The sequence below is a fragment of the Ideonella sp. genome (genome assembly GCF_041918995.1).
GTDB lineage: Bacteria > Pseudomonadota > Gammaproteobacteria > Burkholderiales > Burkholderiaceae_C > Ideonella.
This window is the reverse complement of the sequence record NZ_JAYRUN010000012.1, coordinates 1-19440: the sequence shown is the minus strand read 5'-3', so window position 1 is coordinate 19440 and position 19440 is coordinate 1. Positions and strand designations below refer to the sequence as shown.

The following is a 19440-nucleotide window of genomic DNA, read 5'->3' as shown; positions in this document are numbered from 1 at the left end:
ACGCCGGCCGCCGGGTGGGCGCCGTCAGCCGCGCGATTCGTCGTAGCAGGGCGCCGCGGGCCGCACCTCCACCGTGGCCCATTCGGCGGCCGGGCACCGGGCGGCGAGCGCCAGGGCCTCCTCCGGCCCGCTGCAGTCCACCAGGTAGAAGCCGCCGACCATTTCCTTGGCCTCGGCGAACGGGCCGTCCAGCAGCTGGCGCTTGCCGCCGCGCACTTGGACCCGGGTGGCCTGCGACATGGCGGCCAGCGATTCCACCGCCAGCAGGCGGCCCTCGGCCTGCAGTTCGTCGCCGAAGGCGCGCATGCGTGCGTACGCGGCTTCGCCCTCGGCGCGGGTGCGTTCGGCGCGCTGGCCGGCGGGTTCGACGATCAGGAGCATGTAGCGCATGGGCACCTCGTCAAGGGGGCCCCGCCACCGGGCGAGGCCATCTGGAAGCACCGGATTGGAGCATGGCGCCCCCCGCCTACACTCCCCCCATGGCCAACCGATTGACTCAGATCGCCACCCGCACCGGCGACGACGGCACCACCGGGCTCGGCGACGGGCAACGCGTGCCCAAGAGCCACCTGCGCATCGCCGCGATGGGTGATGTGGACGAACTCAACTCCCAGCTCGGCGTGCTGCTGGCCGAGCCGCTGCCCGACGACGTGCGCGAGCTGCTGGTCACCGTGCAGCACGAGCTGTTCAACCTCGGCGGCGAGCTGTGCATCCCCGGCTACGAGCTGCTCAAGGCCGATGCGGTGCTGCGCCTGGACGAGGCGCTGGCGCACTACAACGCGGCCCTGCCCCGGCTGGCCGAGTTCATCCTCCCGGCGGGCACGCGCAGCGCCGCCCTGGCCCATGTGGCGCGCACGGTGGCGCGGCGGGCCGAGCGCGCCGTGGTGGCGCTGTCGGCGCTGGAGGCCGTGAACGCGGCGCCACGCCAGTACCTGAACCGCCTGTCGGACCTGATGTTCGTGCTGGCGCGTGTGCTCAACCGCGCCAACCTCGACGGCCTGGGCGGCGACGACGTCTACTGGCGCAGCGAGCGGCTGCAGCGCCAGGCCGACGAGCCCGACGCCGCGGCCTGAGCGCGGGGCGGCCCCTCAGCCGGGCTGGCGGGCGCGGCGCGCCTTCACCGCGTCGCTCAGCACCTGCAGCACCGTCAGCGAGTCGTCCCAGCCGATGCAGGCGTCGGTGATGCTCTGGCCGTAACGCAGCGCCGCCGGGTTGTCCTTGCCCGGCGTGAACTTCTGCGCCCCGTCGCACAGGTGGCTTTCCACCATCACGCCGAAGACCTGCCGGCTGCCTCCGGCCAGCTGCGCGGCGATGTCACGCGCCACGTCCACCTGCTTCTGGTGCTGCTTGCTGGAATTGGCGTGGCTGCAGTCCACCATCAGGCTGGGGCGCAGCTTGGCCTCGGTCAGCGCCTGGCAGGCCGCGGCCACGCTGCCGGCGTCGTAGTTGGGCAGACGGCCGCCGCGCAGAATCACATGGCAATCGTTGTTACCCTTGGTTTCAACGATCGCCACCTGTCCGTTCTTGTGGACCGACAGGAAATGGTGCGGCCGGGCCGCCGCCTGGATGGCGTCGCAGGCAATCTTCAGGTTGCCGTCGGTGCCGTTCTTGAAGCCGATCGGCGCCGACAGGCCCGAGGCCAGCTCGCGGTGCACCTGGCTCTCGGTGGTGCGCGCGCCGATAGCGCCCCAGGCGATCAGGTCGCCGATGTACTGCGGGCTGATGGTGTCGAGGAATTCGCTGCCCGCCGGCACACCCAGGCGGTTGATCTCCACCAGCAGCTGCCGGGCGATGCGCAGCCCCTCGTCGATGCGGTAGCTTTCGTCCAGGTAGGGGTCGTTGATGAGACCCTTCCAGCCCACGGTCGTGCGCGGCTTCTCGAAATACACCCGCATGACGACCTCCAGCGTGTCGGCGTAGCGCGCGCGCTCGTCGGCGAGGCGGCGCGCGTAGTCCAGCGCGGCGCCGGGGTCGTGGATCGAGCACGGGCCGATGACCACCAGCAGGCGGTCGTCCTTGCCTTGCATGATGTGGCGCACGGCCGAGCGCGTCTGCGTCACCAGCCGCTCCACCGGCGTGCCGGCGATCGGGAAGAAGCGGATCAGGTGTTCGGGAGGCGGCAAGGGCGTGACGTCCTCGATGCGCTGGTCGTCGGTCTCGCTCGTGCGCTCGCTGAGCACGAGGCCCGATCGGGCGGAATGGCTGTCGCTCGGGGCGGTGGCTTTGGCATTCATCGAAGGGCTCACTCTGGCAAAGGCGGTGGGAACTTGCCTTGACGCCGGCGAAAAAAAACCGCCGGGGGTCCGGCGGTTTCTGGGGGTGTTCGCTGCGCTGTTGACTTACCTGCGTGCGTTGGCCTCTCCAGCCGCCTGACGGGGCGAGAACCAAAAGTACGCAAAGAAGAACGGCACGGCGTGGGTCACGGCTTGAATGTAGCACGCACCCCCGTGGCAGCGCACATCGCGTGCTGTGCCGCACGGCAAGCCAGCCTTGCCCGCGCGCGAAACCTCGCGCGCCGCCGACGAAGCCGCGCTGGCGCGCGCAGCCGTGCCTCCGGCACCCGCGGCAGCGCCCATCACCCGCGGAATATCGGCGCGGAAGCGGGGCAGTTAAGCGGAAGAAGAAGTTCGTGAACCGGCGTATTCGCTGTCAAGTCACCCCCCGCGCGAGCCGATGCACTGGGCATGGGCGGCGCAGATCGCGCCGTCGAAGACCCAAGAGGCGTCGTCATGCGCGGCATCGGCTACCACCACAGTTCTTCCTCCGTCTCCCTTCAGCGCGAAGGCGTCGCGCACTGGCCCATGCTGACTGCCCTGGCGATGTCCCTGGCCCTCGTGGCGTGCGGCGGTGGCGGCGGCGGCGATGCCGAGCCGCCGGCCGGCAACGACGGCAATCCGCCGACCGGCGTGGATGCCACGGACCCGTTCGCGGGCGGTGCCAATGCCTTCCACGTGGAAGTGGCCAAGGCCCTGACGAACGGCCAGGCGCTGGACGCGGTGGCCGGTGGCCAGCGGCGCTTCGCCAGCTGGAACCCGGTGGGCGGCGACATGCTCAAGCCCGGCCTGAAGGTGAATTTCTTCGGGCGTGCGCCCTCGTGCGAGACCGGCGTGGCCAACGGCCCCGTCCAGGAGCTGCCCGCGGCCCCCGACGCCGCCTGGCGGCGTGCCGTGGCGCTGGGCGACGGCGGCGACGGCTTCGTGGCCGACTGGCAGCCCAGCGGCCAGACGGCGGCCTGCGCCAGCGAAGCGCGCGACGCCCAGGGCCCGGGCCGGGTGGTGCTCGATGCCCGCGCCGGCGCGGTCGGCCTGTACACCGCCAGCGCCGCCAAGGCCGGCGGCGGCGAGCCCCTGATGACCCCCTATGACGCCGCCGGTCAGGACGGCAAGGGCACCAACGCCTTCAACACCAGCAGCTTCGTCACCTTCCGCATGGACTGGCGGCAGGCGCCCCAGCGGCCGTGGCTGTCCAACGCGCTGCCCGGCCAGCCCGGCGTGGCCCGCATCCACACGCGCCAGGCGATCGGCACGCTGGTGGCCAACGCGCCGGCCGGCCACACCCAGCCGGTGCAATCCAAGCAGTTCCTGGCGGTGGGCTTCATCAACAACGCCTGTGCCGCGGGGGGCATGAGCGCCACCCGGCCCTGCCAGGTGAAGTACCTCTTCCCGCTGGCCATCGCCCAGGCGGGCGTCAGCGACTGGTCACGCGTGGGCTGGTTCACCAGCGGCCGGGTGTGGTTCGACCCCGTGCAGGGCGGCATGCCCATCGTCGAAGGCGCCCCCCCCGCGCGCGGCCAGGCCCTGCACGACGTGGAGACGGGTGCAGCCCTGTTCACGTCGGCCGGTTCGGCGGCCCGCCACGGCGCCTTCGCGGACAAGGCCTTCGACATGCGGGTCAGCTTCGACCAGCTGCGCACCGTGCTGCGCATCGTGGCCGGGCGCCAGGCCGGCGTGCCGGCGTCGCAGGTCAGTGCCGAGCAGATGGCCTCCACCTGGGGCAGCGCCTGGGCCGACCCGGCGCAATGGAGCCTGCTGACGGTGGCCGTGGCGCAGGAAGTGCACAACCCCTACACGGACGGCGAAGCCCGTGCCGGCGGCGCGTTCAGCGCGCTGTACGTGGGGCCGCAGGACTGAGCGGTGCACCGGCGGCGGCCGCTGCGGGGGCCGCGACCGCCGCCTGGGCCGCCTGCGCTGCGCGCAGCTGCGCGTCGTGCTCCAGGTTGAAGCGCGCCGTCCACTCCACACTGGTGCGGTTGCCGAGCTTGCGGAACACCGATTCCTCGGGGGCCACCTCGCGCGAGGCGCGCGGCCGGCCGATGTAGGTGGCCAGCCGGTGCACCACCGCGGCGGCGTCGGCCTCGATGTCCTCGTAGTGCAGGTGCAGCGGGAAGATCTTCTTGTCCACGAAGTACTGCTGCCAGCCCGCCTCCTGCTGCGCGATGTGCTCGCGCCAGTACCGGATGCGCTCGTAGCTGTAGGGCAGCACCTCGAGCTGCGCCAGCGCTTCCGCGGAGTGCTCGATGTTGGTGTGGAACACCTTGGTCTCGGTGGCGCGGTACAGCGACACGGCCTGGGCTGTGAGGTCGCGCCGGGTGAGATAGATGTAGCGCAGGTCGTCCATCGCCTCGGGCGCCGCCATGGCCTGGCGGAACTCGCGGAACTGGAACCAGCTGCACTTGATGCCCGAGATGCCGCCGGCGGCGTTGGCCTGCAGGGCGCGGAACACATGGGCGAAGTACTCGTCCGGGGTGCGCGCCGGCACGCTCTTGAGGATGTTCGGGATGAACTCGCGCGAGAGCATCTCGCCCGGGCGGCCCAGGTACTTGCTGGTCTTGATGACGTCGCACAGGTGGCTGCTGCCCGAGCGCGGCGTGATGGCGATCACATAGCGCACGCGCGGGTCTTCCTGCTGGCGCAGCCGCTCGTACTTCGCCGCATCGGCGATGGGGGACTCGAACAGCTGGGCGATGGACCGTGGTTTCATGGGAAATGGGTCGTGACAAGGGCCCCGCCTCGCGATGGTGGCGGGGCAAGGCGGGGAATGGTACAGCGCGACATCGGCGTGCCCCGGGGCGGGCAGTCCGTAGAATCCGCGCCCCATGGCCACGCCGATCAAGTCCCTCGAGCCGATGCTCCGTTACGCCGGCTTCCGGCCGGACCTTGCACGTTTCGCGCCCGTGTCGCGCGAACGGCCGCTGCACACGCTGCGCCTGCGCGAGTCCCCGCTGGTCCAGGGACTGAACGCCGAGTTCGCCGACAACTGCCTGCTCACCGTGCCCGAGGACGCGCTCGACGCGGCCGACGGCCTGAAGCTGACGCTGCAGGGGGCGAAGCGCCGCTTCGAGGAGCTGCACCTGGCCGTGCTCGACCCCCGCGCCCAGCTGACCGTGGCCCTGGCCGACGACCACTGCAAGCTCCTCATCGGCAGCGGCTGCGTGGTGCGCGGGCACGTGCTGCTGAGCGGCCGCTCGCGGCTGTTCATCGGCGACAACACCACGGTCGCGGCCTCGCGCTTCTACCTGTCGCGCGTGGACGTGCAGATCGGCGACGACGCACAGATCAGCGAGGACTGCCTGTTCGACACCAGCGAGCCAGGGGCGGTGATCGACCGCGCCAGCGGCGAGCCCATCAACACCGAACGGCGCCGCATCCAGGTCGACCGCCACGTGTGGCTGGGGCGGCGCGTCATCGTGCTGCCCGACACCAGGATCGGCACCGGCACGCTGGTGGAGCCGGGCTCGGTCGTGCGGGGCGAGCTGCCCGCGCAGGTGATGGCGGGCGGCTCGCCGGCCACCGTGCTGCGCGAGGGCGTGGACTGGTCGCGCCGGCGTTGAACCGCCGCGCGGACGCGGCCTCGCGTCAGGCCGTGCCGCCCACCGTCAGCCCGTCGATGCGCAGCGTGGGCTGGCCCACGCCCACCGGCACGCTCTGGCCGTCCTTGCCGCACACGCCCACGCCGGAGTCCAGCTTGAGGTCGTTGCCGATCATGCTGACCCGGGTCAGTGCGTCGGGGCCGTTGCCGATCAGCGTGGCGCCCTTCACCGGGTAGAGGATGCGGCCGTTCTCGACCCAGAACGCCTCGGACGCCGAGAACACGAACTTGCCGCTGGTGATGTCGACCTGGCCACCGCCGAAGTTGGTGGCGTAGATGCCGCGCTTGATGCTGGCGACGATCTCGTCCTGGGTCTTGTCGCCGGCGAGCATGTAGGTGTTGGTCATGCGCGGCATGGGCACGTGGGCATAACTCTCGCGCCGGCCGTTGCCGGTGGGCTTCACGCCCATCAGGCGGGCGTTCAGGCTGTCCTGCATGTAGCCGCGCAGGATGCCATCCTCGATGAGCACGTTGCGCTGCGTGGCGTGCCCCTCGTCGTCGATGTTGAGCGAGCCGCGCCGGTCGGCCAGCGTGCCGTCATCGAGCACGGTCACGCCCTTGGCGGCCACGCGCTGGCCGATGCGGCCGGCGAAGGTGGAGGACCCCTTGCGGTTGAAGTCGCCCTCCAGGCCATGGCCCACCGCCTCGTGCAGCATCACGCCCGGCCAGCCCGAGCCCAGCACCACCGTCATCTGGCCCGCCGGGGCGGGGCGCGATTCCAGGTTGGTGAGCGCGGCGTTCACTGCCTGGTCCACGTACTCGGTGAGCTGGGCGTCCTGGAAGTAGCCCAGGCCGAAGCGCCCGCCGCCACCGCCGGAGCCCACCTCGCGGCGGCCATTCTGCTCGGCGATCACGGTCACCGACAGCCGCACCAGCGGCCGCACGTCCGCGGCCCGGGTGCCATCGGCCCGGGCGATGAGCACCACGTCGTACTCGGCCGCCAGGCCGGCCATCACCTGCACGATGCGCGGGTCGCGCGAGCGCGCCATGCGCTCCACGCGCTCGAGCAGCTCCACCTTCTGGGTGCTGTCCAGCGTGGCGATGGGGTCCAGCGGCGGGTACAGCGTGCGGCTGCCGGCCACCTGGGTGCGGCTGCGCAGCTTGACGCGCCGGCTCTGGCCGGCCGCGGCGATGGCGCGCACGGTGCGCGCGGCGTCCATCAGCGCGGCCTCGGAGAGGTCGTCGGAGTAGGCGAACGCGGTCTTCTCGCCCGCCACCGCGCGCACGCCCACGCCCTGGTCGATGGAGAAGCTGCCGCTCTTGACGATGCCTTCCTCCAGGCTCCAGCCCTCGTGGCGGGTGTACTGGAAGTACAGGTCGGCGTCGTCGACCCGGTGCTCGCCGATGGTGGCCAGGGCCCGCGCCAGCGCCGGCTCGCCAAGGTGGAAGGGATCCAGCAGCAGGCTGTGCGCCACCGCCAGACGCTCGAGGGTGGGTTCGCGCGCGATCATCGGCCGATTGTAGGAAGGCAGGGGCCGCCCGCGGTGTTTACATGCCTTTTCACATTTCCGGTCCGCGTGTGCTCAAGTCGGGGCGTTGTCAGCCGACACCGCCCGCCGGGCGGCGCCCCACAGAACACACCAGAAAGAAAGGATCGCCCATGCTGTTCCGCCATGCCGTGGCCGCCGCCGTGCTGGCCGCCACCTCTGCCGCCGCCCTGGCCCAGACCGACGTGCCCACGCCCAGCGTGCCGGCCCCGGCCGCCACGCCCGACCGCGGCACGGCCACGCCGCTCATCGACAGCCGCGAACAGCGCCAGCAGGACCGCATCCGCGCCGGACGCGAATCCGGTGACCTGACCAGGAAGGAAGGGCGTCGCCTGCGTGCCGAGCAGAAGGGCATCGACCACATGCAGAACCGCGCCGAGGCCGATGGCACCGTGACCGACAGGGAGCGCAAGCGCATCCGCCACGCGCAGCGCCACGCCGCCAAGGACATCCACCGCCAGAAGAACGATGGCGCCACCAAGGACGCGACCAAGGACGCGGCGGCTGGCGGCACCGGAAAGTAAAGGTGCTCGCGGGCGCCGCGCCGCGGGTCAGCCGTCGCGCAGCCGCAGCGCCCGGGTGTACAGCGCGTTGCGGGGGGCGGCGGTGATCTCCGCCGCCAGGCCCACCGCCTGCTTCAGCGGCAGCTCGCGCAGCAGCACCGCGAGCGTGCGCGCGGCGGCCTCGTCGACGCCGTCGTCACCGGCCTGCGCCGGCGCCAGCGGCGCGGCGTGCAGCACCAGCACGAACTCGCCCTTGCCGTGCATGGGGTCGGCCGCCAGCCATGCCGGCAGGTCCGTCGCGGGCGCCGTGTGCACCTGCTCGAACTGCTTGGTCAGCTCGCGGCACAGCGTCACGCGGCGCTGGGGCGCCGCCTCGGCCAGCTGGGCCAGCAGGGCGGCCAGGCGGTGCGGCGCCTCGAACAGCACGCAGGGCACCGGCTGGTCGAGCGCCCGCTGCAGGGCGGCACTGCGCTCGGCCCCCTTGGCGGGCAGGAAGCCGGCGAAGTGAAAGCCGCCGGCGCCCGCCGCATCGCCCGCCACGCTGAGCGCCGTGACCACACTGCTGGGCCCCGGCAAGGGCATGACGCGGCAGCCCGCCGCCTGGGCCTGGGCGACCAGGCGCGCGCCCGGGTCGGACACCGCCGGCGTGCCGGCATCACTCACATAGGCCACGCGCTCGCCGGCGGCCAGGCGTGCCAGCACCGTCGCGCTGGCCGCGTGCTCGTTGTGCTCGTGCAGCGCGATCAGCGGCTTGTCCAGCCCCAGGTGACGCAGCAGCCCCCCGGTGACCCGCGTATCCTCGCAGGCGACCGCGTCCACTGCGCCCAGCACGTGCAGGGCTCGCAGGCTCAGGTCGGCCAGGTTGCCGATGGGGGTGGCCACCACATAGAGGGTGCCGCCGGGGTGGTGCTGGCCGCCCGCGGCAGCGCGGGCGGCTTCGCGCCAGACGGTGGCCGCGGGGGAAGGGGAGGACATGTTCGGTTCCAGGCAGGCGACCGGCGCAGGCGCCGAGGACCGCGCCCTGGCGCATCTGCAGCGCCAGGGGCTGGTGCTGGTCGAGCGCAATTATCGGGTGGCCCGCGGGCCCTCGCGGCGCGCCGGCGAAGTGGATCTCGTCATGCGCGGTCCGGACGGCACGCTGGTGTTCGTGGAGGTGCGCGCGCGGGCCGACGCCCGCGCCGGTGGTGCGGCCGCCAGCGTGCAGGCCGGCAAGCAGCGGCGGCTCATCTACGCGGCGCAGCACTACCTGCTGCGGTTCGACCGGCTGCCACCCTGCCGGTTCGACGTGGTGGCCATCGACGGCGCGCAGCTGCAGTGGCTGCCGGGCGCGTTCACCGCCTGAGCGCCAGCCGGCCCGCGGGCGTGCCCCGCTTATGATCGGCGACCATGCTCGAAGCCCGGATCCAGCAGCAGTTCTTCGAAAGCGCCGACCTCGTCTACCAGGTGGCCGATGGCCTCGCCCGGCCCGTGGCGGACGCCGCGCAGGCCGTCGTGGCCTGCCTCACCTCGGGCGGCCGCCTGCTGGCCTGCGGCCAGGGCGGCGGTCAGTGGCTGGCGCAGTGGTTCAGCGCCGCGCTGATGCTGCGCTTCGAGCGCGAGCGCCCGCCCTTGGCGGCCATGTCGCTCGGGCCGTGGCTGGCGCTGCCACCCTACCCGCACGACGAGCTCGCGGGCGACCCCACGCTGTCGCTCGCCCTGCAGCTGCGCGCGCTGGGCCAGCCCGGCGACCTGCTGCTGGCCTGCAGCGCCTCGGGCGACGATGCCACGCTGGCCGCTGCCATCCGCGAGGCCCACGCCAAGGAGATGAGCGTGGTGCTGCTGTCGGGCTCCACCGCCGACGGTGCCGCCACGCTGCCCGCGCTGCTGCAGGAGACGGACCTGTGGATTCCCGTGCCGCACGAGCGGCTGCCCCGCGTGCACGAGGTGCACCTGCTGGTGCTGCATGCCTTGTGCGACGCCATCGACCTGCAATTGCTGGGGGACGCGGAACCGGATTGACCGGTGCGCCCTCAGACCACCGCCCTCCCATCGGAACGACCATGACCTCTCACCGCCCCGTCCGCCCCCTGCTGCTCGCCCTGGGCGCCGCGCTGGCCGCCACCACCCTGGCCAGCGGCTGCGCGCCGCTCGTCATCGGCGGCGCCGCCATGTCCGGCGCGCTGCTCTACACCGACCGCCGCACCTCCGGCGCGCAGCTCGAAGACCAGGCCATCGAGTTCAAGGCCGGCCCGCGGCTGAAGGACGCCCTGGGCGAGCGCGCCCACCTGAACGTCACCAGCTACAACCGGCTGGTGCTGGTCAGCGGCGAGGTGGCCAGCGAGGAGGACCGCGCCGCCGCCGAGAAGGCCATGGCCGGCGTGGAGAACGTGCGCTCGGTGGTCAACGAGGCGGCCGTGATGGGCCTGAGCTCGCTCACCTCGCGCTCGAACGACACCCTGCTGACCAGCAAGGTGAAGGCCGCCATGATCGACGACGGCAACCTGCAGCCCAGCGCCATCAAGGTGGTCACCGAGCGGGCCACCGTCTACCTGATGGGCCGCGTGACCGAGCGCGAAGCCAACCGCGCGGCCGAGGTGGCGCGCGGCGTGAGCGGCGTGCAGAAGGTGGTGCGCGTGTTCGAGATCATCTCCGAGGCCGAGCTGAAGGCGCTGGAGAAGAAGTGAGCCCAGCGGGCCGCCGGCCCGCGGCTCAGAGGCGGCGGATCAGGCTGGACGTGTCCCAGCGACCGCCACCCTGGGCCTGCACATCCGCGTAGAACTGGTCCACCAGCGCCGTCACGGGCAGCTTGGCGCCATTGCGCCGCGCTTCGTCCAGCACCAGGCCCAGGTCCTTGCGCATCCAGTCGACCGCAAAGCCGAAGTCGAAGCGGCCGTCCACCATGGTCTTGCCGCGGTTGTCCATCTGCCAGCTCTGGGCGGCGCCCTTGCCGATCACGTCGAGCACGGCGCCCATGTCCAGGCCGGCACGCTGGCCGAAGGCGATGGCCTCGGCCAGCCCCTGCACCAGGCCCGCGATGCAGATCTGGTTCACCATCTTGGCCAACTGACCGGCGCCGCTGTCGCCCAGGCGGGTGACGGCGCGGGCGAACGCCATGGCCACCGGCTTCATGGCCTCGAACGGCTCGGTGTCACCACCGCACATGACGGTGAGCACCCCGTTCACGGCCCCGGCCTGGCCGCCGGACACGGGGGCGTCGACGAAATGCAGGCCCCGCGTGCGCGCCTGGGCATGCAGCTCGCGCGCCACCTCGGCCGAGGCGGTGGTGTGGTCCACGAACACCGCGCCCGGCGCCATGCCGGCGAATGCACCGTCGTCGCCGAGGGTCACGGCGCGCAGGTCGTCGTCGTTGCCCACGCAGGCAAAGACGAATTCGGCCCCTTCGGCGGCGGCCCGCGGTGTGCCGGCCATCGCACCACCGTGCTCGGCCACCCAGGCCTGCGCCTTCGCGCCGGTGCGGTTGTAGACCGTCACCGCATGGCCCGCCGCCGCCAGGTGCGCCGCCATCGGCGCCCCCATCACCCCCAGGCCCAGGAACGCCACGCGGCACGGCGAAATCGGCTCATACGTCTTCATCTCTCGCTCCATCATTCCGCGGCGCTTCGCAGGAGCCGCCGCTCATCAAGTGGCGTGCGCGGATCCGGCTTCGCCGGTCCGCTGCACGAGCCCCCTGCCCACCTCACACGGCGGCGCTCCGCAGGAGCCGCCGCTCATCAAGTGCCGTGCGCGGATCCGGCTTCGCCGGTCCGCTGCACGCCCCTTGCCCACCTCACACGGCGGCGCTCCGCAGGAGCCGCCGCTCATCAAGTGCCGTGCGCGGATCCGGCTTCGCCGGTCCGCTGCACGAGCCCCCCCGGGGGGCAGCCCCCTGGCAAGGGGGCGTGGGGGCACTATTCACACAATCGTCAAATGCTCGGTGCCGGCGGACAGGTCGCTCACGCGGGCGCGCTGGCTGTTGAGCTTGATCTGCAGGCGCAGGTCGTTGATGGAGTCGGCGTTGCGCAGGGCGTCCTCGTACGAGATGGCGTTGCCCTCGTAGAGGTCGAACAGCGCCTGGTCGAAGGTCTGCATGCCCAGTTCGCGCGAGCGCTTCATCAGCTCCTTCAGCTCACCCACCTGGCCCTTGAAGATCAGGTCGGCCATCAGCGGCGTGTTGAGCATGATCTCCACCGCCGCCATGCGGCCCTTGCCCTCCTGGCGCGGCACCAGGCGCTGCGAGATCATGGCCTTGAGGTTCAGCGACACGTCCATCAGCAGCTGGTCGCGGCGCTCCTCGGGGAAGAAGTTGATGATGCGGTCCAGTGCCTGGTTGGCGCTGTTGGCGTGCAGCGTGGCCATGCACAGGTGGCCCGTCTCGGCGAAGGCGACGGCCAGCTCCATGGTCTTGCGGTCGCGGATCTCACCCATGAGGATGACGTCCGGCGCCTGGCGCAGCGAGTTCTTCAGCGCGATGTCCCAGTCCTCGGTGTCGATGCCCACCTCGCGCTGGGTGATGATGCAGTTCTTGTGCGGGTGCACGAACTCCACCGGGTCCTCCACCGTGATGATGTGGTCGGCCGCGTTCTCGTTGCGCCAGTCGATCATCGCGGCCAGCGAGGTGCTCTTGCCCGAGCCGGTGGCCCCCACCATGATGACCAGGCCACGCTTGGTCATGGCCACGTCCTTCAGGATCGCCGGCAGGTTCAGCTCGTCCACGGTGGGAATGTGCGCGGGGATGGTGCGCAGCACCATGCCCACGTGGCCCTGCTGCATGAAGGCGCTCACGCGGAAGCGCCCGATCCCGGCGGGCGAGATGGCGAAGTTGCACTCCTTGGTGCGCTCGAACTCCGCCGCCTGCTTGTCGTTCATGATGGCGCGCGCCAGCGTCATGGTGTGCGCGCCCGTCAGGGGCTGCGGCGACACCTTGCTCACCTTGCCGTCCACCTTGATCGCGGGCGGGAAATCGGCGGTGAGGAACAGGTCCGAGCCGTTGCGCGTGACGAGCAGGCGCAGCAGGTCGCTGACGAATTTCGAGGCCTGGTCGCGTTCCATGCGGTGTCTCCGAGAAAGCGGGGAAAGGGCGAAGTGGAGGGCTCAGGGGACGGCGCGGCCGCCCGCCTCGGCGGGCAGGCGGGTCAGCAGCACCGACAGCCGCGCACTGGTCTGGCGCAGCCGCTGCGACAGGCGCTTGCCGATCCAGCCGATGAGGGCCGCGGCCAGGCGCGGCTCGTCCTCGAGCAGCTTGTCCAGCGCCGGCTGCGCCAGCACGGCGAGCGTCACGGGGGTCAGCGCGGTGCAGGCGCTCAGCCGCGTGCCGCCATCGAGCACCGACAGCTCGCCCAGGAGCTCGCCCGCACGGGCCTCGCCCAGGCGCACGCGCGCGCCGGACGGCTGCGCGCGCTCGTCGGCCACGGTGCCCTGCAGCACGATGAGCAGGAAGTCGCCCTGCTCGTCCTGGCGCAGCAGGCGCTGCCCGGCATCGGCCTCGACGAAATCCATGTGCCCGGCGGCCAGGCGCAGCGCCGGCTCACCCAGGCGCGCGAGCCCCCGGTCCAGCGCCATCAGCCGCACCACGGCGTCGATGCCGCGCTGGCGGTCGTGCGGCCGCGCATGCAGCTCGGGTGCCCGGCTCCACGGCACGTACAGCCGCGTGTCCTCGTGGCGATCCACGAACTGCGTGGCGAAGAAGCGCGAGTCGTCCGGCCGGGGGCGGGGCGCGGCCTTGGGCCGCTGGAACAGCGCCAGCAGATCCGGCAGGGCGGACAACAGGGAAAACCGGGCGCGCATGGGCAACAGGGCAGCAGGGCCCGGCTCAGCCGGGGAAGTTCTCGGGGAACTTGGCCTTCTGGCGCGCCTCGGCCGGGCTCACGACGTTGCGCCGCACCAGGTCGGCCAGGCACTGGTCCAGGGTCTGCATGCCCAGGTTCTGGCCCGTCTGGATGGACGAGTACATCTGGGCGATCTTGTTCTCGCGGATCAGGTTGCGGATGGCCGCGGTGCCCAGCATGATCTCGTGCGCTGCCACGCGGCCCGAGCCGTCCTTGGTCTTGCACAGGGTCTGCGAGATGATGGCCACCATGGACTCGGAGAGCATGGCGCGCACCATGTCCTTCTCGGCGGCGGGGAACACGTCCACCACGCGGTCGATGGTCTTGGCGGCGCTCGAGGTGTGCAGCGTGCCAAAGACCAGGTGACCGGTCTCCGCGGCGGTCAGCGCCAGGCGGATGGTCTCCAGGTCGCGCAGCTCGCCCACCAGGATGGCATCCGGGTCCTCGCGCAGCGCAGCGCGCAGGGCATTGGAGAAGCTCAGCGTGTGCGGCCCCACCTCGCGCTGGTTCACCAGGCACTTCTTCGATTCGTGCACGAACTCGATCGGGTCCTCGAGCGTGAGGACGTGGCCGTAGTGGCTCTCGTTCAGGTGGTCGATGATGGCGGCCAGGGTGGTGGACTTGCCCGAGCCGGTGGGCCCCGTCACCAGCACCAGGCCGCGCGGCTTCAGGGCCAGGTCGGCGAACACCGGCGGGCAGTTCAGCTGCGCCAGCGTGAGGATCTTGGAGGGAATCGTGCGGAACACCGCCGCGGCGCCGCGGTTCTGGTGGAACGCATTCACCCGGAAACGCGCCAGGCCCTGCACCTCGAACGAGAAGTCACACTCCAGCGTGTCCTCGTACTGCTTGCGCTGGGTGTCGTTCATGATGTCGTACACCATGGCGTGCACCTGCTTGTGCGTCATGGCCTCGACATTGATGCGTCGCACGTCGCCGTGTACGCGGATCATCGGCGGCAGGCCGGCCGACAGGTGCAGGTCGGAGGCCTTGTTCTTCACCGAGAAGGCCAGCAGCTGAGTGATGTCCATGGTGCGATGCGAGGGGCGGTGTGCGCAGCGTGTCGCGTATGCTCGGCCGCCGATGGAAACGAACCAGTCCAGTATCGCCGAGAACCTGGCACGGGTGCGCCAGCGCATGGGCCGTGCCTGCCAGGAAGCCGGCCGAAGCCCTGAGCATGTCACGCTGCTGGCGGTCAGCAAGACCTGTCCGGCCGCCGCCGTGGCCGAGGCCCTGGCCGCCGGACAGCGCGCCTTCGGCGAAAACTACGTGCAGGAGGCGCTGGACAAGATCCAGGCCCTGGCCGACCAGCGGGCGCAGCTGGAGTGGCACCTCATCGGGCCGCTGCAGTCCAACAAGACACGCGCGGTGGCCGAGGCCTTCGACTGGGTGCACAGCGTGGACCGGCTGAAGACCGCCGAGCGCCTGTCGGCGCAGCGCCCGGCCGGCCTGCCACCGCTTGAGGTGTGCCTGCAGGTCAACGTGAGCGGGGAGGCGAGCAAGAGCGGCGTGGCCTTCGATGAGCTGCCGGCGCTGGCGCGGGCCGTGGCGGGCTTGCCTCGTCTGCGCCTGCGCGGCCTGATGGCCATTCCCGAGCCGTCCGCGGATGCCGTGGTGCAGCGGGCCCCGCACCGGCGGCTGCGGCAGGCGCTGGAGGCGTTGCGGGCCACCCTGGGGCCGGCCGGCGCCACGCTGGATACGCTGTCCATGGGCATGAGCGCCGACCTGGAGGCCGCCATCGCCGAGGGCGCCACGTTGGTGCGGGTGGGCACCGCGGTGTTCGGCGAGCGGCCGCGCCGCGCGGGCTGAGCGGCGCTCGGCCGCGGGCTCAGGCCTGCGGCCCGCCACCCAGGGCCGGGCCGTCCTCCAGCCATTCCACGGGCCCGAGGTCACGCACCTCCAGGCCCAGGCGCAGGTCCAGGCTGGACGCATGCCAGCCGCCCAGCGGGCCGGCGGGCTCGGCCGCACGCAGCGGCCGGGTTGCCAGCGGCAGGCTCCAGGGCGGGGCGGCGGGGATGGGGGAGGGGAAGGCGGCGGGCAGCATGGCGGGGTCGTCGCTGGGGTCGGGGGTGTCATGGGCCGGTGTCGTCGGCATGGACCCGGATGCTGCCGGCCGCCGCCGGCACCCGCCATCGCCCCGAGGAGGGGCCCCCGGCCCCCCAGAAGGTGGGGCTGCCCGCCGCCGCGCCTCAGAAGCTCAGCGAGGTGCTGTTCTTCACTTCTTCCATCACGGCGTAGGTGCGCGTCTCGCGCACGCCGGGCAACGACCAGATCACGTCGCCCACGAAGCTGCGGTAGGCCGCCATGTCGGACACCCGCGTCTTGAGCAGGTAGTCGAAGCCGCCCGCCACCAGATGGCATTCCAGGATCTCCGGGCGCACCTGCACGGCGGCGCGGAAGCTGTCCATCACGTCGTGCACGGTGCGGTCCAGCAGCACCTCGACGAACACCATGAGCCCGGCGCCCAGCTTGAGCGGGTTGAGCTTGGCCTCGTAGCCCAGGATGAACCCGTCCCGCGTGAGGCGCTTGACGCGCTCGAGCACGGCCGTGGGCGACAGATGCACCTCTTCGGCCAGCTTCAGGTTGCTGATCCGCCCGTCTTTCTGCAGGACACGCAGGATGCGCAGGTCGATTTTGTCGAGACCGCGATCCGCCAGTGATTGGTCGTTCATCGTGAGGGGTTCTGGCTTGCGAAAACTTTGTTTCGGGCTGAGAAGACCGAATCTTTTTCTGGAATTGTCCGCGTAAGCTGCCAATCCTTCCATTCAGGTTTCTACCGCCATGCGCCCCTCTCCTGCCCTGTCGCGCCCCTTCGTGGTGCCCCCTGCGGCGGCCCGGCTGCCCGAGCCCTACCGCCGCGAGCACGCGGCGCTGTCGACGGCCCGGCAGCGCCTCGGGGCCGTCGGCTGGGAGGGCGTCGTGGCCCGCGCCACGCCCTGGGTGCAATCCGTGCGCCAGCACCCCGCACCGTTCTGGGCCATGGAGTCCCTGCTCAAGGAGTACCCCATCTCCAGCGCCGAGGGCCTGGCCCTGATGCGGCTGGCGGAGGCGCTGCTGCGCGTGCCGGACGTGGAGACCGCCGTCGCGCTCACGGCCGACCAGCTCGGGCGCGCGGAGTTCGACAGCGCCGACGGCTCCGGGGGCCTGCTGGCGGGCCTGTCGGCCACGGCGATCGGCCTGTCCAAGAAGTTCCTGCCGGACGCACAGGAGGAGCCCGGCCTGCTCAAGCGCCTGGGCGCGCGCACCGTGGTGGCGGCCACCGTGCGGGCCATCCAGCTGCTGGGCCGCCAGTTCGTGCTGGGACGCACCATCGGTGAGGCCATGGGCGAGGCGGCCGGCCAGCGGCGCGAGCAGCCGCAGCTGCGCTTTTCCTACGACATGCTGGGCGAGGGCGCGCGCACGGAGCGCGACGCCGAGCGTTACCTGGCGGCCTACCTCCATGCCATCGATGCCATCGCGGCGCAGGCCCAGGGCGCGACGCCGGCCGAGCGCGACGGCATTTCCATCAAGCTGTCGGCACTGTTCTCCCGCTACGAGGAGTTGCAGCGCGAGCGGGTCTTCGCCGAGCTGCTGCCGCGGGTGTGGACGCTGGTCGAGCGCGCCGCACCGGCCGGGCTCAACCTCACCATCGACGCCGAGGAGGTCGAGCGCCTGGAGCTGTCGCTGGACGTGTTCGAGGCGCTGGCCGAGCGGATCGCCGTGCACCACCCGCAGTGGATGGGCTTCGGTCTGGCGGTGCAGGCCTACCAGACCCGGGCGCTGTCGGTCGTCGACGAGGTGGCGGCCATCGCCCGCCGCCACGGCCTGCGCTTCATGGTGCGGCTGGTCAAGGGCGCGTACTGGGACGGCGAGGTCAAGCGGGCACAGGAGCTCGGCCTGGACGGCTACCCCGTGTTCACCCGCAAGGCGCACACCGATGTGTCCTACCTGGCCTGCGCGCGTGCGCTGCTGGACCACCGCGGCGTGATCTACCCGCAGTTCGCGACGCACAACGCCGGCACCATCGCCGCGCTGCTGGCCATGGCCGACGAGGCGGGCGCCCGGCCCGGGGCCGATTTCGAGATGCAGCGCCTGCATGGCATGGGCGACGGCGTGTACCGCGAAGCGCTCAAGACCGGCGGGCTGGCCTGCCGCGTGTACGCGCCGGTGGGCGAGCACCGCGACCTGCTGGCCTACCTGGTGCGCCGCCTGCTCGAGAACGGCGCGAACTCCTCCTTCGTGCACCAGCTGGCCGATCCGCGCGTCGCGCCGGCAGAGCTGCTGGCCTCGCCGCTCGCCCTGGCGCACGACGGCCCGCCCGAGGCCACCGAAGGGCTGCCGCTGCCGGCCGCGCTGTACGGTGCGGCACGGCGCAACAGCACCGGCGTGGACATCACCTGCCTGGCGCACCGCGAGCCGCTGTGCCAGGCCGTGGCCGCCACGGCCGTGCCGCCCGTGGCGGAGGCGTCGGCGGCGGATGTCGAGGCCGCAATGGCCGCGCTGCAGGCCGGCCACGCCGCCTGGGCGGCCCGGCCGGCGGCCGAGCGGGCCGCCATCGTGCGGCGCGCCGGCGACCTGCTGGACGCGCAGCTCGCGGCGTTCTGCGGCCTGCTGGTCAGGGAGGCGCACAAGACGCTGGGGGACTGCGTCGCCGAGGTGCGCGAGGCGGTGGACTTCTGCCGCTACTACGCCGCCCAGGCCGATCGCGAGACCGCCGAGCCCGGCTGCGGTGTCTTCGTCTGCATCAGCCCGTGGAACTTCCCGCTGGCGATCTTCGCCGGCCAGGTGGTGGCGGCGCTGGTGGCCGGCAACACCGTGGCGGCCAAGCCGGCCGAGCAGACGCCGGCGGTGGCGGCGCGCATGGTGGCGCTGCTGCACGACGCCGGCGTGCCGGCCGACGCGCTGCGGCTGCTGCATGGCCCGGGCGAGACCGTGGGCGCCGCGCTGGTGGCGCACCCCGCCACGGCAGGCGTGTGCTTCACCGGCTCCACGCAGGTGGCGCGGCTGATCCAGCGCGCGCTCGCGGGCCGGCTCGGTGCCGACGGCCGGCCGCTGCCGCTCATCGCCGAGACGGGGGGGCTGAACGCCATGGTGGTCGACTCCACCGCCCTGCCCGAGCAGGTCGTGGACGCGGTGGTGCAGAGCGCCTTCCGTTCCGCCGGCCAGCGCTGCTCGGCGCTGCGCCTGCTGTGCGTGCACGAGCAGGTGGCCGATGGCGTGGTCGAGATGCTGCGCGGCGCGCTGGCCGAGCTGCGCGTGGGCGACCCGGCGCAGCTGGCCACCGACGTGGGCCCGGTCATCGACGACGAGGCCCACGCCGGCATCACCGGCCATGTGCAGCGGCTCAAGCGCGAGGCGCGCCTGCTGGGCGAGACGGCCATCGAGGCGGGCGCCTTTCCGCGGCTGGTGGCGCCGGTGGCGTTCGAGCTGCCGTCGGTGGCGTCGCTCACCACCGAGATCTTCGGCCCCGTGCTGCACGTGGTGCGCTGGTCCGGTGAACCGGAGGCGGTGGTGGAGCGCATCAACGCCCTCGGCTACGGCCTCACTTTCGGGGTGCAGACGCGCATCGACAGCCGCGCCGAGCGCCTGGCCCAGCGCGCGCGCATCGGCAACGTCTACGTCAACCGGAACATGATCGGTGCGGTGGTGGGCGTGCAGCCTTTCGGCGGCGAGGCCCTGTCCGGCACCGGCCCCAAGGCCGGCGGTCCGCACTACCTGCGCCGCTTCGCCCGCGTGGGCGGGGCCGGTGTGGGCGGCCCCGGGGCCGGCCACACCGGCGCGGTCGAGGCCGCCGCGCTGCCC

20 protein-coding genes are annotated in these 19440 nt (G+C 72.1%); 9 read left to right on the top strand and 11 right to left on the bottom strand.

The window, feature by feature from the left end; translation table 11 throughout:
- Positions 1 to 24 precede the first annotated feature (24 nt).
- Positions 25 to 390, bottom strand: a complete 366-nt coding sequence (locus tag ACE3UN_RS12100; RefSeq protein ID WP_374675206.1) for a YciI family protein — start codon at positions 388 to 390, stop codon at positions 25 to 27.
- A gap of 89 nt (positions 391 to 479) precedes the next feature.
- On the opposite strand from ACE3UN_RS12100, the gene ACE3UN_RS12095 reads away from it, so the two are divergent.
- Complete coding sequence (locus ACE3UN_RS12095) at positions 480 to 1073, top strand: cob(I)yrinic acid a,c-diamide adenosyltransferase (RefSeq protein ID WP_374675205.1); 594 nt, start codon at positions 480 to 482, stop codon at positions 1071 to 1073.
- Between the two features lie 15 nt (positions 1074 to 1088).
- On the opposite strand, the gene ACE3UN_RS12090 is transcribed toward ACE3UN_RS12095, so the two are convergent.
- Positions 1089 to 2234: a 3-deoxy-7-phosphoheptulonate synthase gene (locus tag ACE3UN_RS12090; RefSeq protein ID WP_374675204.1), complete on the bottom strand. Its 1146-nt coding sequence runs from the start codon at positions 2232 to 2234 to the stop codon at positions 1089 to 1091.
- A 585-nt stretch (positions 2235 to 2819) separates the two neighbouring features.
- Between ACE3UN_RS12090 and ACE3UN_RS12085 the strand changes: the two genes are divergently transcribed.
- Entirely contained in the window at positions 2820 to 4130 is a 1311-nt protein-coding gene (locus tag ACE3UN_RS12085) for a hypothetical protein (RefSeq protein ID WP_374675203.1), read from the top strand.
- Here the strand turns inward: ACE3UN_RS12085 and ACE3UN_RS12080 are convergent.
- Positions 4099 to 4980: a Stf0 family sulfotransferase gene (locus tag ACE3UN_RS12080; RefSeq protein WP_374675202.1), complete on the bottom strand. Its 882-nt coding sequence runs from the start codon at positions 4978 to 4980 to the stop codon at positions 4099 to 4101. The genes ACE3UN_RS12085 and ACE3UN_RS12080 overlap by 32 nt on opposite strands.
- A 115-nt stretch (positions 4981 to 5095) precedes the next feature.
- On the opposite strand from ACE3UN_RS12080, the gene ACE3UN_RS12075 reads away from it, so the two are divergent.
- Entirely contained in the window at positions 5096 to 5830 is a 735-nt protein-coding gene (locus ACE3UN_RS12075; RefSeq protein WP_374675201.1) for a hypothetical protein, read from the top strand.
- 25 nt (positions 5831 to 5855) lie between these two features.
- On the opposite strand, the gene tldD is transcribed toward ACE3UN_RS12075, so the two are convergent.
- Complete coding sequence (gene tldD, locus ACE3UN_RS12070) at positions 5856 to 7319, bottom strand: metalloprotease TldD (RefSeq protein WP_374675200.1); 1464 nt, start codon at positions 7317 to 7319, stop codon at positions 5856 to 5858.
- A gap of 149 nt (positions 7320 to 7468) precedes the next feature.
- Between tldD and ACE3UN_RS12065 the strand changes: the two genes are divergently transcribed.
- Positions 7469 to 7879, top strand: a complete 411-nt coding sequence (locus ACE3UN_RS12065; RefSeq protein ID WP_374675199.1) for a hypothetical protein — start codon at positions 7469 to 7471, stop codon at positions 7877 to 7879.
- A gap of 27 nt (positions 7880 to 7906) precedes the next feature.
- Here the strand turns inward: ACE3UN_RS12065 and rsmI are convergent, their stop codons facing one another.
- Positions 7907 to 8833 (bottom strand): 16S rRNA (cytidine(1402)-2'-O)-methyltransferase, encoded by a 927-nt coding sequence (rsmI, locus tag ACE3UN_RS12060; protein ID WP_374675198.1) that lies wholly within the window; start codon positions 8831 to 8833, stop codon positions 7907 to 7909.
- Here rsmI and ACE3UN_RS12055 point away from each other — a divergent pair.
- Genes ACE3UN_RS12055 through ACE3UN_RS12045 form a run of 3 tightly spaced genes read left to right on the top strand, consistent with a single transcriptional unit; the run spans position 8832 to position 10521 of the window.
- Complete coding sequence (locus ACE3UN_RS12055; protein ID WP_374675197.1) at positions 8832 to 9200, top strand: YraN family protein; 369 nt, start codon at positions 8832 to 8834, stop codon at positions 9198 to 9200. The two genes, rsmI and ACE3UN_RS12055, sit on opposite strands and share 2 nt — an antisense overlap.
- Positions 9201 to 9244: 44 nt before the next feature.
- A complete protein-coding gene (locus ACE3UN_RS12050; protein WP_374675196.1) occupies positions 9245 to 9856 on the top strand; it encodes an SIS domain-containing protein in 612 nt (203 codons plus the stop codon).
- 41 nt (positions 9857 to 9897) lie between these two features.
- Positions 9898 to 10521: a BON domain-containing protein gene (locus tag ACE3UN_RS12045; RefSeq protein ID WP_374675195.1), complete on the top strand. Its 624-nt coding sequence runs from the start codon at positions 9898 to 9900 to the stop codon at positions 10519 to 10521.
- Between the two features lie 25 nt (positions 10522 to 10546).
- On the opposite strand, the gene ACE3UN_RS12040 is transcribed toward ACE3UN_RS12045, so the two are convergent.
- From ACE3UN_RS12040 to ACE3UN_RS12025, 4 genes are all read right to left on the bottom strand, one after another.
- Positions 10547 to 11446 carry an NAD(P)-dependent oxidoreductase gene (locus tag ACE3UN_RS12040; protein ID WP_374675194.1) on the bottom strand — a complete coding sequence of 300 codons (900 nt, stop codon included), beginning with the start codon at positions 11444 to 11446 and terminating at the stop codon, positions 10547 to 10549.
- A 303-nt stretch (positions 11447 to 11749) separates the two neighbouring features.
- Positions 11750 to 12886, bottom strand: a complete 1137-nt coding sequence (locus ACE3UN_RS12035) for a PilT/PilU family type 4a pilus ATPase (protein ID WP_374675193.1) — start codon at positions 12884 to 12886, stop codon at positions 11750 to 11752.
- Between the two features lie 42 nt (positions 12887 to 12928).
- Positions 12929 to 13621: a cyclic nucleotide-binding domain-containing protein gene (locus ACE3UN_RS12030; RefSeq protein ID WP_374675192.1), complete on the bottom strand. Its 693-nt coding sequence runs from the start codon at positions 13619 to 13621 to the stop codon at positions 12929 to 12931.
- A gap of 25 nt (positions 13622 to 13646) precedes the next feature.
- A complete protein-coding gene (locus ACE3UN_RS12025) occupies positions 13647 to 14690 on the bottom strand; it encodes a type IV pilus twitching motility protein PilT (RefSeq protein ID WP_374675191.1) in 1044 nt (347 codons plus the stop codon).
- A 52-nt stretch (positions 14691 to 14742) separates the two neighbouring features.
- On the opposite strand from ACE3UN_RS12025, the gene ACE3UN_RS12020 reads away from it, so the two are divergent.
- Entirely contained in the window at positions 14743 to 15468 is a 726-nt protein-coding gene (locus ACE3UN_RS12020) for a YggS family pyridoxal phosphate-dependent enzyme (protein WP_374675190.1), read from the top strand.
- 19 nt (positions 15469 to 15487) lie between these two features.
- On the opposite strand, the gene ACE3UN_RS12015 is transcribed toward ACE3UN_RS12020, so the two are convergent.
- Both ACE3UN_RS12015 and ACE3UN_RS12010 read right to left on the bottom strand, forming a co-directional pair.
- Positions 15488 to 15754, bottom strand: coding sequence for a hypothetical protein (locus ACE3UN_RS12015; protein ID WP_374675189.1), 267 nt, complete (start codon positions 15752 to 15754; stop codon positions 15488 to 15490).
- 94 nt (positions 15755 to 15848) lie between these two features.
- Positions 15849 to 16331: an Lrp/AsnC ligand binding domain-containing protein gene (locus ACE3UN_RS12010; protein WP_374675188.1), complete on the bottom strand. Its 483-nt coding sequence runs from the start codon at positions 16329 to 16331 to the stop codon at positions 15849 to 15851.
- A 109-nt stretch (positions 16332 to 16440) separates the two neighbouring features.
- Here ACE3UN_RS12010 and putA point away from each other — a divergent pair.
- The coding region (gene putA / locus ACE3UN_RS12005; protein ID WP_374675187.1) for a bifunctional proline dehydrogenase/L-glutamate gamma-semialdehyde dehydrogenase PutA at positions 16441 to 19440 on the top strand (3000 nt) is incomplete at its 3' end.

Coding starts and splice junctions, on each gene's coding strand:
- ACE3UN_RS12100 (WP_374675206.1), bottom strand. CDS start 390: ATGCGCTACATGCTCCTGATCGTCGAACCCGCCGGCCAGCGCGCCGAA.
- ACE3UN_RS12095 (WP_374675205.1), top strand. CDS start 480: ATGGCCAACCGATTGACTCAGATCGCCACCCGCACCGGCGACGACGGC.
- ACE3UN_RS12090 (WP_374675204.1), bottom strand. CDS start 2,234: ATGAATGCCAAAGCCACCGCCCCGAGCGACAGCCATTCCGCCCGATCG.
- ACE3UN_RS12085 (WP_374675203.1), top strand. CDS start 2,820: ATGTCCCTGGCCCTCGTGGCGTGCGGCGGTGGCGGCGGCGGCGATGCC.
- ACE3UN_RS12080 (WP_374675202.1), bottom strand. CDS start 4,980: ATGAAACCACGGTCCATCGCCCAGCTGTTCGAGTCCCCCATCGCCGAT.
- ACE3UN_RS12075 (WP_374675201.1), top strand. CDS start 5,096: ATGGCCACGCCGATCAAGTCCCTCGAGCCGATGCTCCGTTACGCCGGC.
- tldD (WP_374675200.1), bottom strand. CDS start 7,319: ATGATCGCGCGCGAACCCACCCTCGAGCGTCTGGCGGTGGCGCACAGC.
- ACE3UN_RS12065 (WP_374675199.1), top strand. CDS start 7,469: ATGCTGTTCCGCCATGCCGTGGCCGCCGCCGTGCTGGCCGCCACCTCT.
- ACE3UN_RS12055 (WP_374675197.1), top strand. CDS start 8,832: ATGTTCGGTTCCAGGCAGGCGACCGGCGCAGGCGCCGAGGACCGCGCC.
- rsmI (WP_374675198.1), bottom strand. CDS start 8,833: ATGTCCTCCCCTTCCCCCGCGGCCACCGTCTGGCGCGAAGCCGCCCGC.
- ACE3UN_RS12050 (WP_374675196.1), top strand. CDS start 9,245: ATGCTCGAAGCCCGGATCCAGCAGCAGTTCTTCGAAAGCGCCGACCTC.
- ACE3UN_RS12045 (WP_374675195.1), top strand. CDS start 9,898: ATGACCTCTCACCGCCCCGTCCGCCCCCTGCTGCTCGCCCTGGGCGCC.
- ACE3UN_RS12040 (WP_374675194.1), bottom strand. CDS start 11,446: ATGATGGAGCGAGAGATGAAGACGTATGAGCCGATTTCGCCGTGCCGC.
- ACE3UN_RS12035 (WP_374675193.1), bottom strand. CDS start 12,886: ATGGAACGCGACCAGGCCTCGAAATTCGTCAGCGACCTGCTGCGCCTG.
- ACE3UN_RS12030 (WP_374675192.1), bottom strand. CDS start 13,621: ATGCGCGCCCGGTTTTCCCTGTTGTCCGCCCTGCCGGATCTGCTGGCG.
- ACE3UN_RS12025 (WP_374675191.1), bottom strand. CDS start 14,690: ATGGACATCACTCAGCTGCTGGCCTTCTCGGTGAAGAACAAGGCCTCC.
- ACE3UN_RS12020 (WP_374675190.1), top strand. CDS start 14,743: ATGGAAACGAACCAGTCCAGTATCGCCGAGAACCTGGCACGGGTGCGC.
- ACE3UN_RS12015 (WP_374675189.1), bottom strand. CDS start 15,754: ATGCCGACGACACCGGCCCATGACACCCCCGACCCCAGCGACGACCCC.
- ACE3UN_RS12010 (WP_374675188.1), bottom strand. CDS start 16,331: ATGAACGACCAATCACTGGCGGATCGCGGTCTCGACAAAATCGACCTG.